The following is a 16,395-nucleotide window of genomic DNA, read 5'->3' on the forward strand; positions in this document are numbered from 1 at the left end:
TGTGATGGCTCAAGTCGTATTTAACCCCCATGCCTGTAAGGGCTGCGGCCTCTGTGTTTCCGCATGTCCTAAGAAGATCATCGATCTGGATAGCAAGGCTCTGAATGAAAAGGGGTATGCACCGGCCTATATCAAGGACCGGGAGAAGTGTATTGTGTGCGGCTTCTGTGCAACGATCTGCCCGGACGTCGCCATCAAAATCCAAGAATAAAACCGATTGAAGGGAGGATATAGAGTGGCTAAGATATTGATGAAAGGAAACGAGGCTATCGCGGAAGCTGCAATCCAGGCGGGATGTCAGGCATTCTTTGGATACCCGATCACGCCTCAGAACGAAATACCGGCATACTTCGCTAAGAAGATGCCTAAGATAGGAAGGACCTTTTTGCAGGCGGAATCCGAGGTGGCCGCGATCAATATGATCTATGGGGCGGCGGCGACTGGGACGCGGGTGATGACGTCCTCCTCAAGCCCCGGCGTGAGCTTAAAGCAAGAGGGAATTTCCTACATAGCGGGATCAAGACTCCCCTGCGTCATCGTGAACATTATGCGCGGTGGCCCGGGGCTTGGCGGAATTCAGCCGTCTCAGTCCGACTATTTTCAGGCGACTAAGGGTGGCGGACATGGGGACTACCACCTGGTTGTCTTTGCACCCGCCACGCTTCAGGAGATGGCGGATCTGACGAAGCTGGCTTTCGACGTCGCGGAGGAATACCGGGTGCCGGCCATGATTTTAGGGGACGGCATTCTGGGACAGATGATGGAACCTGTGGAATTTAGCGACTATACGCCGAGACCAAAAGCGGATATGAGCTGGGCAGCCACGGGCAACGATGGAAGCAAACCCAGAAGCGTTATCAATTCCCTGTATATGGAGCCGTCAGAGTTGGAGTCTATGACGAGGGATTTATTTGCGACGTACGGCATCATCGCGGAGAGGGAAACGCTGGTGGAGGAGTATCACTGCGAGGGGGCTGAGATTATTGTAGCCGCCTACGGGACCGTAGCCCGCGTTGTCAAAAGCGTAATCGCGCAGTTGGATAAAGAAGAGGGCGCTCCCAAGGTGGGGCTGATTCGGCCGATTACCCTGTGGCCTTTCCCGGCGGAGACCTTTGCCAAAGCGGCGGCACAGGACAGCGTCCAATCCTTTTTGACTGTGGAAATGAGCATGGGACAGATGGTGGAGGACGTTCAGTTGGCTGTGAACGGGGCAAAACCTGTGAGATTTTTCGGCCGCACCGGCGGGATGGTTCCCACTGCGAAGGAAATCAAGGACGAAATTTTGTCCATCTGCAAAGGAGGCGCACGATAAATGGCGAAGACATTCGACAGACCTAAAGCTTTGACAGATAAGCCATTTCATTACTGTCCCGGTTGCACCCACGGCATTGTTCACCGTTTGGTGGCGGAGGCCATTGATGCTCTGGGCATCCAGGAGAAGACCATCGGCGTCGCCCCAGTTGGCTGCGCAGTTTTTGCATACGACTATTTTGATGTGGATATGCTGGAGGCAGCCCATGGGCGCGCGCCGGCAGTTGCCACGGGGATCAAACGGGTAAAACCGGAGAATATCGTTTTCACCTATCAGGGGGATGGCGATTTAGCTTCCATCGGCACGGCGGAGATCGTCCACGCAGCGAACCGCGGTGAAAATATCACGGTCATTTTCATCAATAACGCTATCTATGGCATGACGGGAGGTCAGATGGCCCCCACGACTCTTATCGGCCAGGTGACCACCACCAGCCCTTACGGAAGGGATCCAAAGGTAGCGGGATATCCTCTCCATGTCTCCGAGATGCTGGCCACGACCATGGGCGCCGCCTATATTGAGCGCGTATCCGTCCACGATGTGCCCAATATCAAAAAAGCTGGAAAGGCAATTGAAAAAGCGTTCCGCAATCAGATTGAGGGAAAAGGATTTTCCATGATCGAGGTTCTGTCCACCTGCCCGACCAACTGGGGCATGGCACCGGTGGATGCGCTGGGCTGGCTCAAGGATAATATGATACCGCAATATCCCTTGGGTGTCTACAGAGATAAGGAAGAGGAGGCGAAGGCGCAATGAGAGAGGAACGAATTATCCTAGCGGGTTTTGGCGGACAGGGAGTGTTATCCCTCGGCAAAATTCTGTGCTTCGCTGGCATGGCAGAAAATCGCAATGTCTCTTGGCTTCCATCCTACGGCCCGGAGATGCGCGGCGGCACCGCAAACTGTCAGGTCATCATATCCGACGAGCCTGTGGCGGCGCCTCTGGTCAGCCAGGCAACGGCGGTTCTCGCTTTCAATGAACCCTCCCTTGTGAAATTCGAGGCGGAGGCTATGGAGGGGGCGGCGATTCTCGTCAATACCTCTCTCATTAGCCGTAAAGTGAGCCGAAGCGATGTGCGGGCCTATTATGTGCCGGCGGGGGAGCTGGCACAGGAGGCCGGAAGCATCAAGGCGACGAATATTGTCATGCTGGGGGCCTATATGGCAGCCTCAAATCCCGTGGATCGCGATATCATGCTGGGCGTCATGAAGGACATGTTTGCGTCAAAAAGCGCAAAATTATTCGAAGTGAACAAAAAAGCGCTGGAACTTGGCGAGCAGTTCGCGCGGGAGAATGCATAATCATTCGAAATTATCATGGATTTTTTATCTATTCAACTCAAAACTTTATGAAAAACCATGAAAATCTGGAGTTTCGAATGCGCTTCTTGACAGAAGCGGCGTGATTTGATATAATTACAGATAACTTGCAAGACATTATTGCAAGCCAATGGCGATGATGGAGACATTCCCTATGTGGAGCGACAGTTTCAGAGAGCCGGTGGTTGATGCGAACCGGTACGGCACCAGATAGCGACTCACTCCTGAGCAGCAGTGCCGAACTGACAGTAAGCGCTGCCGATTAGCCCCGTTACAGGCAGGTATGACCGCATGATCTGTGGTCGGGTTTCGTAACGACCCCACGGTACCGTTTGAGCGGTCTTGTCGATCTTCCGACAGGGCAAATAGGGTGGTAACGCGCGGATGACCTCGTCCCTACAGTATGCATATCATGCAGTGGGACGGGGTTTTTATTATATTGGAAATTCCAGTGGAAGCGTTCGCTGGATGTTTCAAGATAATAAATTTCCCCACGCAAGTACGGACAATACGGAGGTGAATGAATGGAAAATAAGCGAGTCTTATCTATCCTGGTGGAGAACAATCCCGGCGTCCTGGCAAGAGTCTCGTCGCTGTTCAGCCGGCGGGGATTCAATATTGACTCTCTCACCGTCGGAGAAACCCAGGATCCACGAATCTCTCGCATGACAGTCACAGTGACGGCGGATCAGCAGATTCTGGAACAGATCAAGAAGCAGGTGAATAAGCTGGTGGACGTCATCAAGGTTATTGAGCTTCCTGTCTCTCGGTCCGTATTTCGGGAGATCGCGCTGGTCAAGGTTGAGACAACGCCGCAGACCCGCTCGGAGATTATCCAGTTTGTCGATATTTTCCGTGGCAAAATCGTGGATGTGTGCGCCCAGTCCTTGATTATCGAGCTGACGGGCGACACAGACAAGGTGAAGGAATTCATTAATTTGCTGGATACATACGGCGTGATTAAGGAATTCGTCCGAACAGGCATTACGGCCCTCGAACGAGGCAGCAAGCAAATCGATCAATACAATAAATTTGAGGAGGACTAAAGACTATGGCAATTATGTATTATGAACAGGACTGTGATTTAACTCTGCTGAAAGGCAAAAAGGTAGCAATCATTGGGTACGGAAGTCAAGGACATGCCCACGCGCTGAACTTGAAGGACAGCGGCGTTGATGTCGTTGTTGGATTGTATGAGGGAAGCAAATCCTGGGCCAAAGCGGAGGAAGCAGGCTTGCAGGTCATGACAGCTTTTGATGCTGCCAAAGTTGCAGATATTATCATGATCTTGATCAATGATGAAAAACAGCCGAAGCTCTATAAAGAGAGCATTGAGCCGAACCTGACCCCGGGCAAATACTTGGCTTTTGCCCACGGCTTTAATATTCATTTTGGACAGATTGTGCCGCCAGCGGACGTCAACGTCTTCATGATCGCGCCGAAGGGGCCGGGCCACACAGTTCGCAGCCAGTATCTGGAAGGCAAAGGTGTGCCAGATCTGATCGCGGTCCACCAGGATCCGTCGGGGGACACGAAGGAAATCGGGCTTGCCTACGCTAAGGGGATTGGCGGAGCGAGAGCTGGGGTTTTGGAGACGACCTTCAAGGAGGAGACCGAGACCGATCTGTTTGGCGAGCAGGCAGTTCTGTGCGGCGGCGTCACCGCCCTGATGAAGGCTGGCTTTGAGACCCTTGTGGAAGCCGGATATCAGCCTGAATCCGCGTATTTTGAGTGTATCCATGAGATGAAATTGATCGTAGACCTGATCAACCAGGGAGGCTTAAGCTTCATGCGCTACTCCATCAGCGACACGGCGGAATACGGCGACTACAGCGTTGGAAATCGTCTGATCACCGATGAGACCAAGAAGGAAATGAAGAAGGTCCTGGGCGAGATACAGGATGGAACGTTTGCCCGCAATTGGCTCCTGGAGAATCAGATCAATCGCCCTGGATTTAATGCCAGAAGAAAGATGGAGCAGGAGAGCCAGGTGGAACAGGTTGGCGCTCAGCTTCGAAAAATGATGTCCTGGAATAAATAATCAACGCGTGGATGCCCGCTCCTCTTTCTTCCCTAAAGGGAGAAGGGAAACGGGTTTTCTAAACGGATCACCTACTGCGAAGGTTTCGCAGTGAAATAGACCATTGGAGGGATGTGGGGATATGGAGGCCGAAACGATTGAGCTATTGGATTCTACATTGCGGGATGGGGCGCAGGCGGAGGGGATTACCTTCTCCGTGGAGGATAAGATTAAGATCTTGTTGGCGCTGGATCAGCTGGGAATCCCCTGCGTCGAAGCGGGCAATCCCACATCCAATCCTAAGGATCTGGAATTCTTCCAGAGGGCCAGGGCCTTGCAGCTCCAACAGACAAAGCTTGTGGCCTTTGGAAGTACCCGCCGGCGCAACTGCCGGGTGGAGGAAGATTCTTTTGTGTCCGACCTGCTGCTGGCGGGAACGCCAGCTGTCTCCATCTTCGGAAAAAGTTGGGATTTCCATGTGACGGATATCATTCAGACAACGCTGGAGGAAAATCTAGCGATGATCGAGGATACGATCCGGTATGTAAAAGAGCAGGGGCGGGACGTGATCTTTGACGCGGAACATTTTTTTGATGGATATAAAAACAATGCGGAGTACGCCATGGCGTCGCTGGAGGCCGCATACAAAGGTGGAGCAAGGGTATTGGCATTGTGCGACACCAACGGCGGCACCATGCCCTTTGAAATTCGAGCCATTGTGGGGGCGGTCTGTGAGAGGTATCCGGATGCGACGATTGGCATCCATTGCCACGATGACTGTGGGATGGCGGTGGCCAACTCGATAGAAGCGGTGAAAGCCGGTGCGCGCCATGTTCAAGGTACGTTTCTGGGATTTGGCGAGCGGTGTGGCAATGCGAATCTGTGTACGGTGCTGGCCAACCTGCAAATCAAGATGGAAATGCCCTGCATTCCAGAGGGAAAATTGGAGGAGCTGACCCAGACAGCACGGTATTTGGCGGAGGTCGCCAATATCGCGCTGACAGAGAAAGAGCCCTATGTAGGGCGCAGTACCTTTTCTCACAAGGGCGGCATGCATATTGATGGAGTGAATAAGAATCCCAAATCCTTTGAACATATTTCTCCAGAGCGGGTTGGGAACTCTCGCCGGTTTCTCATGTCGGAGGTGGCGGGGAGGAGCTATATGGTAAAGAAGCTTCAGCGATACGCCCCATCCCTGAGCAAGGATTCCGCCGAGACGAAGCGGATTATGGAGCGAATGAAGGAGCTGGAGCATGAAGGGTATCAGTTCGAGGGGGCAGAGAGCTCCTTTGAAATGATCATTCGCAAGGAGATGGGAAAATACCGGCCCTTCTTTGAAATCGAAGATTTTAAGGTGATCGGGGAACAGGCAAAGCGGGACGGGGAGTTTAGCGCCTACGCCCTGGTGAAGATCAATGTGGATGGGCAAGTGAAAACCACAGCGGCGGAGGGTGATGGGCCTGTCAATGCGCTGGATAAGGCGCTGCGTCAATCGTTGGAGGTATTCTTTCCCGCTATCGGACAGATCCATCTGACGGACTACAAAGTTCGGGTGCTGGACACTAAGGCGACGGCCTCCAAGGTCCGAGTCCTGATCGAGACCACGGACGGGAGAGAAAAGTGGAGCACCGTCGGCGTATCGAAGGATATCATTCAGGCCAGTCTCATCGCCTTAGTGGATTCCATTGAGGTAAAGCTGTTAAAGGATATAGAGAGCCATATCGGCTTATCGAAACCATAAGGAGGGATAGGAATATGGGTATGACGATGACCCAAAAGATTCTTGCCGCCCACGCGGGTCTTTCAGAAGTGAAGGCAGGACAGTTGATTGAATGCGATCTGGATTTGGTCATGGGGAACGATGTCACAACACCGGTTGCCATTCGAGAATTCCGCGCTGCCGGTATCAAGCATGTCTTTGACAAAGATAAGGTGGTGATCGTTCCCGATCATTTCACCCCGAATAAAGATATACAGAGTGCGACCCACTGTAAGATGGTGCGGGATTTTGTGAAGGAGCAGGGGATTACGAACTATTTTGAAGTCGGCCGGATGGGAATTGAGCACTGCCTTTTGCCGGAGAAGGGATTGGTGACGGCTGGTGATGTGATCATTGGGGCTGACTCCCACACTTGTACCTATGGGGCTCTCGGTGCTTTCTCCACAGGAGTCGGCTCTACAGATATGGCAGCGGGTATGGCCAGCGGAAAGGCTTGGTTCAAGGTGCCCTCTGCGCTTAAGTTCATTTTGAAGGGAAAGCCGGCGCCCTATGTCAGCGGCAAAGATATCATCCTGTATATTATCGGCATGATCGGCGTGGATGGCGCGCTGTACCGGTCCATGGAGTTTGCCGGAGAGGGCATCTGCCATCTGTCGATGGACGACCGGTTTACCATCTGTAACATGGCCATTGAGGCGGGTGGAAAGAATGGAATCTTCCCTGTGGATGAGCAGACGGAAGAGTATATCCGAGCTCACTCAGCTAAAAATTTCGAGGTGTTTGAGGCGGATGAGGACGCACCCTATGATATGACCTACGAGATTGAGCTGGGGGCACTGCGGCCAGTGGTCTCCTTCCCCCATCTACCGGAAAATACGCATTTTGTCGATGAAATTGATCGGATTCCCATCGATCAGGTGGTCATTGGATCGTGCACCAATGGACGGATCCGCGATCTGCGGATCGCCGCTAAGTTTTTTGAAGGAAGAAAAGTGGCGGATGGTGTGCGGGTGATCATACTGCCGGGCACCCAGGATATCTATTTGCAGGCAGTCAAGGAGGGACTGGCTGAGACATTTGTCAAGGCCGGCGCAGTCTTCTCCACGCCCACCTGTGGCCCCTGCCTAGGCGGACACATGGGAATTCTGGCGGCCGGTGAGCGCGCCGTTTCCACCACGAATCGAAATTTTGTTGGCCGCATGGGACATGTGGATTCAGAAGTCTACCTGGCCAGTCCGGCTGTGGCGGCAGCCTCCGCCATTGCAGGCTATATTGCGGACCCCGCGGATGTCATGGATGAGGAGGTATAGATCATGGTCGAGGGAAAAGTATTTCACTATGGAGATAATGTAGACACGGACGTCATCATTCCAGCACGGTATCTCAATGTGTCGGAGCCATCCCATCTGGCGGCCCATTGTATGGAAGATATCGACTCCGATTTTGTCAAGACGGTTCAAGAGGGCGATATCATTGTGGCGGCGCGTAACTTTGGCTGTGGATCATCCCGCGAGCATGCGCCCATTGCCATCAAGGCGTCCGGGATTTCCTGCGTCATCGCCGCCTCCTTCGCCAGAATTTTTTATCGAAATGCCATCAATATAGGATTGCCTATTATCGAGTGCCCGGAAGCGGTGGATGAAATTCAAGCGGGAGACACGGTTCGCATTGATTTTGCCAGCGGCCGTATTGAGGATGTGACAACGAATAAGAGCTACCAAGCGCAGCCATTTCCGCCCTTTATCCAGGAGATTATCGACGCCGGTGGGCTGATGAATCGTGTGGCGGCAAAGATTACGAAGGGAGAATGAGACAATGCAATATACAGTAACGGTTCTTCCAGGCGACGGGATTGGCCCGGATATCATCCGGGAGGCGGTCCAGGTTGTGGAGCGTGTCGGGCGGAAATTTGGCCATCACTTTACCTTTGAGGAGCGCTTGATCGGTGGAGTCGCCTACGATCAGACAGGGGAGCCTCTTCCACAGAGTACGCTTAACAGCGCGCTTCACAGCGATGCCGTGCTGTTGGGGGCTGTCGGCGGCCCCAAGTGGGATGGGTTAAAAGGAGAGGAGCGGCCGGAGGCTGCTCTTCTGGGAATTCGGAAGGCCCTGAATCTTTTTGCCAATATCCGTCCGGCGAAAATCTATCGGTCCCTTCGGGATGCCTGCCCGTTGCGGCCGGATATTATCGGGGAAGATGGGCTTGATATCGTGGTCATCCGGGAGCTCACCGGTGGAATCTATTTTGGACCTCGCAAGCGCGAAATTCGGGATGGAGTTGAGATGGCCTACGACACAATGCTCTACAATGAAAATGAAATCCGCAGAATTGCCCACGTGGCATTCCAATCCGCTAGGAAACGAAACCATCTCGTAACCAATGTGGATAAGGCCAATGTCCTGGAGGTTTCTCGTCTGTGGCGGAAGGTTGTGATGGAGGTGGCGAAGGAATACCCCGATGTCACCCTCAATCACTTATATGTGGACAATGCGGCTATGCAGCTTGTGCGGGATCCGAAACAGTTCGATGTCATCGTGACGGGCAACTGCTTTGGGGATATCTTATCCGACGAGGCCAGCCAGATCACCGGTTCCATTGGAATGCTGCCCTCGGCCAGTATGGGCGAGGGGGCGCTGGGGATGTTTGAACCCATCCATGGATCAGCCCCGGACATCGCAGGGCAGGATAAGGCGAACCCTATCGCCACCATATTGTCGGCGGCTATGATGTTTACCTACTCCTTTGGCAAATTGGAGGAAGCAGCCTGTATCGAGAAGGCTGTGGATGAGGTCTTGGAAGCGGGATACCGCACAGCGGATATTTGGAGTGAGGGCTGTACCCTTGTGGGCACCCGCCAGATGGGACAGCTGATTTGTGAAAGGATTGAAGCAATATGATCAGTGATCGAGTGAAGAACGGCTGTGAGAAAGCGCCTCACCGCTCTCTGTGGAAGGCGTTGGGCTATATCGATGAAGAGCTGGAACGGCCTCTTGTGGGAATCGTCAATGCACAGAATGAGGTGATACCCGGCCATATGCATTTGGATACCATAGCCAAGGCGGTCAAAGAGGGGGTCCGGATGGCCGGCGGAACGCCAGTGGAGTTTCCCTCCATCGGCGTGTGCGATGGCATTGTCATGGGGCATAAGGGAATGCACTATTCCCTGGCGTCCCGGGAGCTGATTGCGGATTCTATCGAATCCATGGCGGTTGCCCATGGCTTCGATGCGCTGGTCATGATTCCAAACTGTGACAAGATTGTGCCAGGTATGCTCATGGCGGCCCTTCGGGTCAATATTCCAACGGTTGTTGTCAGTGGCGGGCCCATGCTGGCAGGTCGCGTCGGCGGCCAGCGGGTCAGCCTGTCCAATATGTTTGAAGCTGTGGGCGCGGCCAAAGCCGGAACGATGGATGACGCGCAGCTGCGGGAGTATGAAGAATGCGCCTGCCCGAGCTGTGGGTCCTGTTCCGGAATGTTTACCGCCAACTCTATGAATTGTCTCTGCGAGGCCATCGGAATTGCCCTGCCTGGCAACGGAACCATACCCGCCGTCTATTCAGAGCGGATCCGTCTGGCTAAATACGCGGGACTCGCTGTTATGGAGATGGTGAAGCGGGATATCAAGCCTCGGGACATCTGTACCTGGGAAGCCTTTGAAAACGCACTGACGATGGATATGGCTCTTGGCTGCTCAACCAACAGCATGTTGCATCTGCCCGCTATCGCCCACGAAGCCGGCATTACCATTACCATGGATATAGCCGATGAAATCAGCGCCAGAACGCCGAATCTGTGTAAATTGAGTCCCGCTGGCCCATCCTTCATTGAGGATTTATACCGCGCAGGCGGAATTCCAGCGGTGATGAAAGAGCTGGCGAAAAAGGACTTGCTGCATTTAAATCAAATTACAGTAACCGGGAAGACCGTGGGAGAAAATATTGAGCCGGCGGTGAACAAAGATCCCAACGTAATCCGTCCCATCGAGAATCCCTACAGCCCCTATGGAGGCATCGCAGTGTTGAAGGGGAATCTGGCGCCGGACGGCTGTGTCGTCAAGAAATCTGCCGTGGCGCCGGAGATGCTGGTTCACTCTGGGCCAGCGCGGGTATTTGACAGTGAGGAAGCGGTTATCGAAGCGATCTATGATCAGAAAATTCAAAAGGGCGATGTGGTGGTCATCCGCTATGAGGGTCCAAAGGGCGGCCCTGGCATGCGGGAAATGCTTTCCCCCACTTCCGCTTTGGCCGGCATGGGGCTTGACCGGGATGTGGCCCTGATTACCGATGGACGATTTTCGGGGGCCACGAGAGGCGCCTGCATTGGCCATGTCTCGCCGGAAGCGGCGCGAGGCGGTCCTATCGCGCTGGTACAGGATGGAGACCAGATCGACATTGACATCGAGAAAAAAACGATTCAAGTCCGCGTCTCCGAGGAAGAACTGGCAAAGCGGCGGGAAGCATGGCAGCCCAAGGCGCCTAAAATTCAGACCGGCTATCTGGCCCGGTATGCGGCTCTGGTTACCTCGGCCAGCACGGGAGCAGTACTGGAATTACCAACTAACTAAGAAAGGGGGATGCGGTGATGCTGTTAAAAGGAGCCAGCATCCTTGTGGAATGTCTCAAGGAGCAAAAGGTGGACACGGTCTTCGGGTATCCGGGTGGCGCGGTTTTGGAAATTTATGATGAACTCTATAAGCACCAGTCGGAGATCCGCCATATCTTGACTTGTCACGAACAGGGGGCGGCACACGCAGCGGATGGGTATGCGAGGGCAACGGGAAAAACCGGTGTCTGCATTGCCACTTCGGGGCCTGGGGCGACCAATCTGGTAACGGGAATCGCCACAGCGTATATGGACTCCGTTCCCATGGTTGCCATTACGGGAAACGTGGCGGTAAGTTTGCTGGGAAAGGATAGTTTCCAGGAAGTCGATATTGCAGGCGTCACCATGCCCATTACCAAACATAATTTTATTGTCAAACGGGTGGAGGATCTGGCGGATACCATCCGGCGCGCTTTTCAGATCGCACAGTCTGACAGGCCGGGTCCTGTGCTTGTGGACATTCCCAAGGATGTCACAATTAAAAAGGCGGAGTATGAACGCCAGGAGCCCGCGTCGATTTCGCCAATGACGGAGTATATTTCAGAATCCGCTTTGGATGAAGCCGTCAAGATGATCCGAAGTGCACGTCAACCCTTTTTGTACGTGGGCGGCGGTGCTGTGATCTCCGGGGCGAACCAGGAGATCGTGAGATTTTCAGAAAAATTGAAGATCCCGGTGGGATCCAGCCTCATGGGGCTTGGCGGTTTCCCCGGCGATCATCCGAATTTTACGGGCATGATCGGAATGCACGGCACGAAAGTGTCCAACGTGTGCGTGACCCACTGCGATCTACTGATCGTAGCCGGCGCACGATTCAGCGACCGTGTGGTGAGCAATGTCTCGACCTTTGCGAAGCATGCGAAAATCCTGCATTTGGATGTGGATGCAGCGGAGGTGGATAAAAATGTGATGACGGCCCACCATGTGATCGGGGATCTGAACGCCACCTTCAAGGCGCTCAACGAGAGGTTGCAGGATTTTACCATCGACAATGGCGGTTGGCTCCGGGCGGTCCAGGAAAATAAGAAAAAATATCCGCTGCGCATTGTGGAGGATGGCCGTCTTCACGCGGACTATATTTTGCGTTCGATTTATGAGATTGCGGGCGATGACGCGATTCTGACGACGGAAGTCGGGCAGCATCAGATGTGGACGGCGCTATACTATCCAGTTCGCAAGCCGCGCACCTTGATTACCTCCGGCGGCCTTGGAACCATGGGATATGGGTTTGGAGCGGCCATGGGAGCGCAACTTGGGCGCCCGGATAAGCGGGTGTTCAATATCGCAGGGGATGGAAGCTTTCGGATGAACCTGAACGAACTGGCCACGGCGGTTCACTATCAGATTCCCATGATCCAGGTGGTGATGAACAATCAGACTCTGGGGATGGTGCGTCAGTGGCAGACACTATTTTATGAACAGCGGTACTCCCAGACGAATCTGGACGATCGCGGACCAGATTTTATGAAACTCGCGGATGCTTTTGGCCTTCCAGCGTTTCACGTCACGACCCCGGAGGAGGTCCGGCCAGCGATTGAGGCGGCGCTGCGGGAGTCAGGGCCTGTCATGATCGTCTGCGATGTTCCGAAGGATGATAAAGTGTTTCCCATGGTGGCGCCAGGCGCGTCGATCGAAGAAGTCATGTTGGATGAGGATTGAGGAATCGATTTGTGGTAGGATTGGGCCAATTGGGGGAGGAAAGCGAACTGCTTTTCTCCCCCTTGTAGCGTTTGTTCCCTATCTCTCAGTGAAGAGTTTTTCCCACCACTGGACTGTCTTCTGGCAGAGACACTCACACCGGCACCGGATTGAGCGGCGGATTACCCGAAGAATTCCCCACATCCCAGATTCAACGTCCCAGCGGAGGGAGCCGGAGCGGTATAGATAATCTCCTGGGCAGGGGGTGGTGTCGGACAAATCTATAGTATACACACCGCCGACGCTGATGGCGCCCTGTATGGTGACGGAGCGGGAGGGAAGATTCGGATAGACTTGCCAGCGATGACCATGAAGTACAAAACTGATGTTGCGAGGTTTGTCGCCCGGCATCAGGAGCCGGATGATCACGTGTTCATTGGTATAGGCTTGCAGTATGGGGGTTGCAGGATCTCCGTGGATGGCGGAATCAAAAATCTTATCGATGGAAGGTACTCGCTGTAAGCGGTTGAAGAATCGCTCGGACCGATAGTTGTAGCCCTTTTCGCCCGTATCCTCATGATCAGGCGCGCCATGCCCGTCTGGATCTCCCTGTTCCGCCGTCTTGATTAGATTTCCGGCTGCGTCAAGAAGGCGAATCCCATTTTGGGCAAAGAGGACAAATTCTCGAAAAGAGTCGATTCCGGGGGCAGCGATGACAGCTTGATCACCATGGTTCTCATCTCGTGGCCGCATGCCGCAAAAATATCGCGCTCCCGGGGGTTCAATAATGATCGCGCCAAATAGACCGTGATGCCGGTGATTGCGCAGATCGCCAAAAGAATTGATCAGGCAGGGGCCATATTCTTTGTCAGCGTGCCAGAGATATTGTATGCTCTGTCCAGGGGCGACTGTCTGTTCGATGGCATTATATCCCACGTTGAGGCCGGACGACCGGACGGGATCACAGCGAAGGAATTGTGGATTCATTGAAACTCGGTTGGAAGGAGTATGGGGGAACTCAAGAGGAACAGAAGGATATTCGTTGTGACGGATGGGAATGTTGGGGTCAAATAGGTTGTGGAGGGTTATCTCGATCCAATCGCCTGCATTTGCCCGTAGAATAAGAGGACAGGGGTCCCGCCGGCCGGATAGAACATCCTGTGCTTGCGCCAAGGGGACGAACAAGAGGCCTTCTGGATCATGGTCTCCGTGTCGATTGTAGAGGAGCTGTTTTTGAATTGCGGCGATTTCGAAGTGGCGGACTCGCGCATCTTTGGGGGGCGTGGTTGGAGGAACCATGATCTTTTTGTCTGGGCAGAGTGGCAATAGGTGGTCCTGGATTTGCCGGTAGGCCCGGATAATCCCCCAAAGACCAAGCCATAGATCATCGATGCCTCCATAGTAGTATAGATAATCGCCTGCGCCGTATGCCTCGTCGATTCGGATATTGAAGGCTTCGGATATACCGATGGTTTGTTCTTGTGCGAGGGGGGCTCTCGGATTGGTAATTTCTTTTCGCCAAGACATGCCCGCAATGTTAAAGGCGTGCTGTTCTTCGTGAGCTCCGTCCAATAGCCGAATGACCATGGGGTCGCCAGGATACGTTTCCAACACAGGGGTAGCAGGGTCGCCATATACGATGGAGCTGAAAATGTGAGACGGATCCTCTTGAATCTTTAACCGTTCTCTCATAGGCTCCGCGCGATAATTGACCCCCATTACTCCAGGATCATCGTCCGAACCGGGATGTTCCGGTGGATTTAGTGGCTGATTATCTTTATCAAAGAGCAAGGCAAAGTCATGGACAAACAGGGCAAATTCGCGGTAATAGCCGCCTGTCTTTGTTTTGATGACGGCTTTCGTGCCCTTCTTGAGTGGTTGTCCGGTTTTGGGATCGAGAAAGCTCGCTCCGGCTGGCTCGATGAGGAGTGCGCCGAACATTCCATGTTGCTGGTGGCTGTTGGCAAAGAGATGATCGTGGAAAAAGACGGTGTTCAGCTCTTCATTTGCATAGAACCGTTCGATCAGCGTTTCATACTGCCGCGCCCCAGCAATGTTGTTCCAGCCATTGGCCGAACCGTCTGAAACAATGGTGTCAAACTTTACAAGATGGATATGGTAGCCAACGATGTCGGTCAGGGTTTTGAGTTGAAAGGCGCTGGCTTCAATGAACTCCGGCAATAAATTGGTCATTCTAATCTCAATACAGTCGCCAGCATTGGCGCGGATGACCAAAGGCTCTGGTCTAATCTCACCTTCTGCAATTTTTTCCAGATAGACGTCCAAGGTTCCATATTGCGCAATTTCTTCTTTGAGGACGAAAAAGCGGCCCTGCGGGTCATGCCAGCCATACTCATTATACCGGATGTCGGCCTGGACAGCTGCCAATTCAAAGACTTTGATTGACTCATCCGTATCACAGGGACAGGTCTCGGTGTACAAGGCACCTGGAGCAAAATCAGGCACAAAATTGGCTTCCTCTAGCGGAGTAGGCGTTATTTTATTGTCCCCTTCCGATGTCAGAATCCCAAAGGGTGGCTGTGATGGCCGCTGTCCGAACTGTCCATTAATGAAATTGGGATAGCCAGGATGTTGAAGATCTTTTTGTGGTGGCGGTACTCTATCCGCCAGTGGAAGGAGCTTCTGAATGGGTGTATGGTCGGGATACTGGCCGGTTCCATCTTCCAATCGGTCAAATATCCTCCAAAGGGTCCACATTCCCTCATGAAAGTGGGGATACAGGTGACAGTGGAAAATGGCATCTCCGACCATACCGTTCAGGCTACCTGCACCATATAGGATGTCCAGTGTAAAGCATTCCTGAGGACTGATGGAGATGGAATCGATGATGATGGATTGTGGATCGTTTGGATCCAGTCGCCATTGGTGATTGTGAAGATGGAAGACATGGGTCTCTTTGACACCGCCGTGAATCAGTCGGAATTTGGCGGGGTCGCCGACATACGCTTTTGGGATAAAGGGCGCAGGGTCACCGTAAGCCCAGGAGCTCATGGAGATATCTTCGCCGGTTACAACGTGCTCTTCTGGAGGTGGGACGAGAGGGAGGCGGTTTCGCATGGGTTCGGCCCGGTAGCTGATGGCAGTGGTACCATTTGGCATTCCGGTGTGAGGATCGATGGGAGGAACGCCGTCTTTCGTATTGATTTCCAACTCGTCGTGAAAGAAGATGGCATACTCCCGAAAAGCTGGTTTGACGGGATGATAGATATCCGCGAACACGCCGCTGGTGAGAGGCGCGCCAGTTACAGGATCGTACCATGTGGACTGGGCTTCTTCAATGATCATTGCGCCAAACAGTCCGTGAACATTCGTACCGACTTCATTGCCAAGCGTGTCTCCCATGTCGGAGAAGAGATATACGCCTTCTCGATCCGCATACCAAGTGTACTGGATAAAGTTGTCGGTGGTGGAATCGGGGTTGAATCCCACATTGGCGCCATCGGACGTTTTCACATCGTAGGCCAACCCTTGTACATGAATGGAAGCTTTGCGATTCAGCCGGTTGTAGAAGTTGATGCGGATCTCATCTCCGACATTGGCGCGGATGACAAGGGGCTGTACCTCTTCGTAAGGCTGTGGAGGAGATAGAGCAAAATTCTCCCGGGCTTTCTTTTGAATTCTCTGTGAATCTTCTTTTAGCACGTACATAAGCCCATTTGGGTCGTGGTCCCCGTATTTATTATACACGATCGGCAAGGAAATGGCTTCGATGTCAAAGGTTCGGATTGGACGGGGGGTTGGACAATCTGTTTCTGCTATCAT

The 16,395-nt window shown here is 53.2% G+C and carries 13 protein-coding genes and 1 other annotated feature; of the genes, 12 read left to right on the forward strand and 1 reads right to left on the reverse strand.

Annotated features, from left to right (window positions below; all coding sequences use genetic code 11):
* The first annotated feature begins 4 nt into the window (after window positions 1-4).
* The 12 genes from H8730_RS00215 (at window position 5) to ilvB (ending at window position 12,633) form a co-directional block, all read left to right on the forward strand.
* The gene (locus H8730_RS00215) at window positions 5-211 is read left to right on the forward strand and encodes a 4Fe-4S binding protein (protein ID WP_177714314.1); all 207 of its coding nucleotides are present in this window, start codon (window positions 5-7) and stop codon (window positions 209-211) included.
* 39 nt (window positions 212-250) lie between these two features.
* The gene (locus H8730_RS00220; RefSeq protein ID WP_177714348.1) at window positions 251-1,312 is read left to right on the forward strand and encodes a 3-methyl-2-oxobutanoate dehydrogenase subunit VorB; all 1,062 of its coding nucleotides are present in this window, start codon (window positions 251-253) and stop codon (window positions 1,310-1,312) included.
* Window positions 1,313-2,068: a thiamine pyrophosphate-dependent enzyme gene (locus H8730_RS00225; RefSeq protein ID WP_177714315.1), complete on the forward strand. Its 756-nt coding sequence runs from the start codon at window positions 1,313-1,315 to the stop codon at window positions 2,066-2,068.
* Complete coding sequence (locus tag H8730_RS00230) at window positions 2,065-2,613, forward strand: 2-oxoacid:ferredoxin oxidoreductase subunit gamma family protein (RefSeq protein ID WP_177714316.1); 549 nt, start codon at window positions 2,065-2,067, stop codon at window positions 2,611-2,613. Before H8730_RS00225 ends, H8730_RS00230 begins: the two co-directional genes overlap by 4 nt.
* 145 nt (window positions 2,614-2,758) lie before the next feature.
* Window positions 2,759-3,032 (forward strand) — a binding site (T-box leader).
* 123 nt (window positions 3,033-3,155) lie between these two features.
* Window positions 3,156-3,677 (forward strand): acetolactate synthase small subunit, encoded by a 522-nt coding sequence (gene ilvN / locus H8730_RS00235; RefSeq protein ID WP_177714317.1) that lies wholly within the window; start codon window positions 3,156-3,158, stop codon window positions 3,675-3,677.
* A 5-nt stretch (window positions 3,678-3,682) separates the two neighbouring features.
* Window positions 3,683-4,672, forward strand: a complete 990-nt coding sequence (gene ilvC / locus H8730_RS00240) for a ketol-acid reductoisomerase (protein ID WP_177714318.1) — start codon at window positions 3,683-3,685, stop codon at window positions 4,670-4,672.
* A 121-nt stretch (window positions 4,673-4,793) separates the two neighbouring features.
* Window positions 4,794-6,392, forward strand: coding sequence for a citramalate synthase (gene cimA, locus H8730_RS00245; RefSeq protein WP_177714319.1), 1,599 nt, complete (start codon window positions 4,794-4,796; stop codon window positions 6,390-6,392).
* Window positions 6,393-6,406: 14 nt separating this feature from the next.
* A complete protein-coding gene (gene leuC, locus H8730_RS00250) occupies window positions 6,407-7,681 on the forward strand; it encodes a 3-isopropylmalate dehydratase large subunit (protein WP_177714320.1) in 1,275 nt (424 codons plus the stop codon).
* Window positions 7,682-7,684: 3 nt separating this feature from the next.
* Window positions 7,685-8,182: a 3-isopropylmalate dehydratase small subunit gene (leuD, locus tag H8730_RS00255; protein ID WP_283243804.1), complete on the forward strand. Its 498-nt coding sequence runs from the start codon at window positions 7,685-7,687 to the stop codon at window positions 8,180-8,182.
* Window positions 8,183-8,186: 4 nt separating this feature from the next.
* Window positions 8,187-9,269, forward strand: a complete 1,083-nt coding sequence (gene leuB / locus H8730_RS00260) for a 3-isopropylmalate dehydrogenase (protein ID WP_177714321.1) — start codon at window positions 8,187-8,189, stop codon at window positions 9,267-9,269.
* Complete coding sequence (gene ilvD / locus H8730_RS00265) at window positions 9,266-10,936, forward strand: dihydroxy-acid dehydratase (RefSeq protein WP_177714322.1); 1,671 nt, start codon at window positions 9,266-9,268, stop codon at window positions 10,934-10,936. The genes leuB and ilvD overlap by 4 nt, the downstream gene beginning before the upstream one ends.
* A gap of 14 nt (window positions 10,937-10,950) precedes the next feature.
* Complete coding sequence (gene ilvB / locus H8730_RS00270; RefSeq protein ID WP_346726526.1) at window positions 10,951-12,633, forward strand: biosynthetic-type acetolactate synthase large subunit; 1,683 nt, start codon at window positions 10,951-10,953, stop codon at window positions 12,631-12,633.
* A 78-nt stretch (window positions 12,634-12,711) separates the two neighbouring features.
* On the opposite strand, the gene H8730_RS00275 is transcribed toward ilvB, so the two are convergent.
* Window positions 12,712-16,395, reverse strand: a complete 3,684-nt coding sequence (locus H8730_RS00275) for a multicopper oxidase domain-containing protein (RefSeq protein WP_177714324.1) — start codon at window positions 16,393-16,395, stop codon at window positions 12,712-12,714.

The sequence above is a fragment of the Bianquea renquensis genome, from assembly GCF_014384895.1.
Classification (GTDB): domain Bacteria; phylum Bacillota; class Clostridia; order Lachnospirales; family Bianqueaceae; genus Bianquea; species Bianquea renquensis.

Bases quoted from the DNA above. Each gene is read 5' to 3' on its own strand.
- ilvC (WP_177714318.1), top strand. From the start codon at position 3,683: ATGGCAATTATGTATTATGAACAGGACTGTGATTTAACTCTGCTGAAA.
- H8730_RS00215 (WP_177714314.1), top strand. From the start codon at position 5: ATGGCTCAAGTCGTATTTAACCCCCATGCCTGTAAGGGCTGCGGCCTC.
- leuD (WP_283243804.1), top strand. From the start codon at position 7,685: ATGGTCGAGGGAAAAGTATTTCACTATGGAGATAATGTAGACACGGAC.
- leuB (WP_177714321.1), top strand. From the start codon at position 8,187: ATGCAATATACAGTAACGGTTCTTCCAGGCGACGGGATTGGCCCGGAT.
- H8730_RS00230 (WP_177714316.1), top strand. From the start codon at position 2,065: ATGAGAGAGGAACGAATTATCCTAGCGGGTTTTGGCGGACAGGGAGTG.
- H8730_RS00225 (WP_177714315.1), top strand. From the start codon at position 1,313: ATGGCGAAGACATTCGACAGACCTAAAGCTTTGACAGATAAGCCATTT.
- H8730_RS00220 (WP_177714348.1), top strand. From the start codon at position 251: ATGAAAGGAAACGAGGCTATCGCGGAAGCTGCAATCCAGGCGGGATGT.
- ilvD (WP_177714322.1), top strand. From the start codon at position 9,266: ATGATCAGTGATCGAGTGAAGAACGGCTGTGAGAAAGCGCCTCACCGC.
- ilvN (WP_177714317.1), top strand. From the start codon at position 3,156: ATGGAAAATAAGCGAGTCTTATCTATCCTGGTGGAGAACAATCCCGGC.
- leuC (WP_177714320.1), top strand. From the start codon at position 6,407: ATGGGTATGACGATGACCCAAAAGATTCTTGCCGCCCACGCGGGTCTT.
- H8730_RS00275 (WP_177714324.1), bottom strand. From the start codon at position 16,395: ATGATAGCAGAAACAGATTGTCCAACCCCCCGTCCAATCCGAACCTTT.
- cimA (WP_177714319.1), top strand. From the start codon at position 4,794: ATGGAGGCCGAAACGATTGAGCTATTGGATTCTACATTGCGGGATGGG.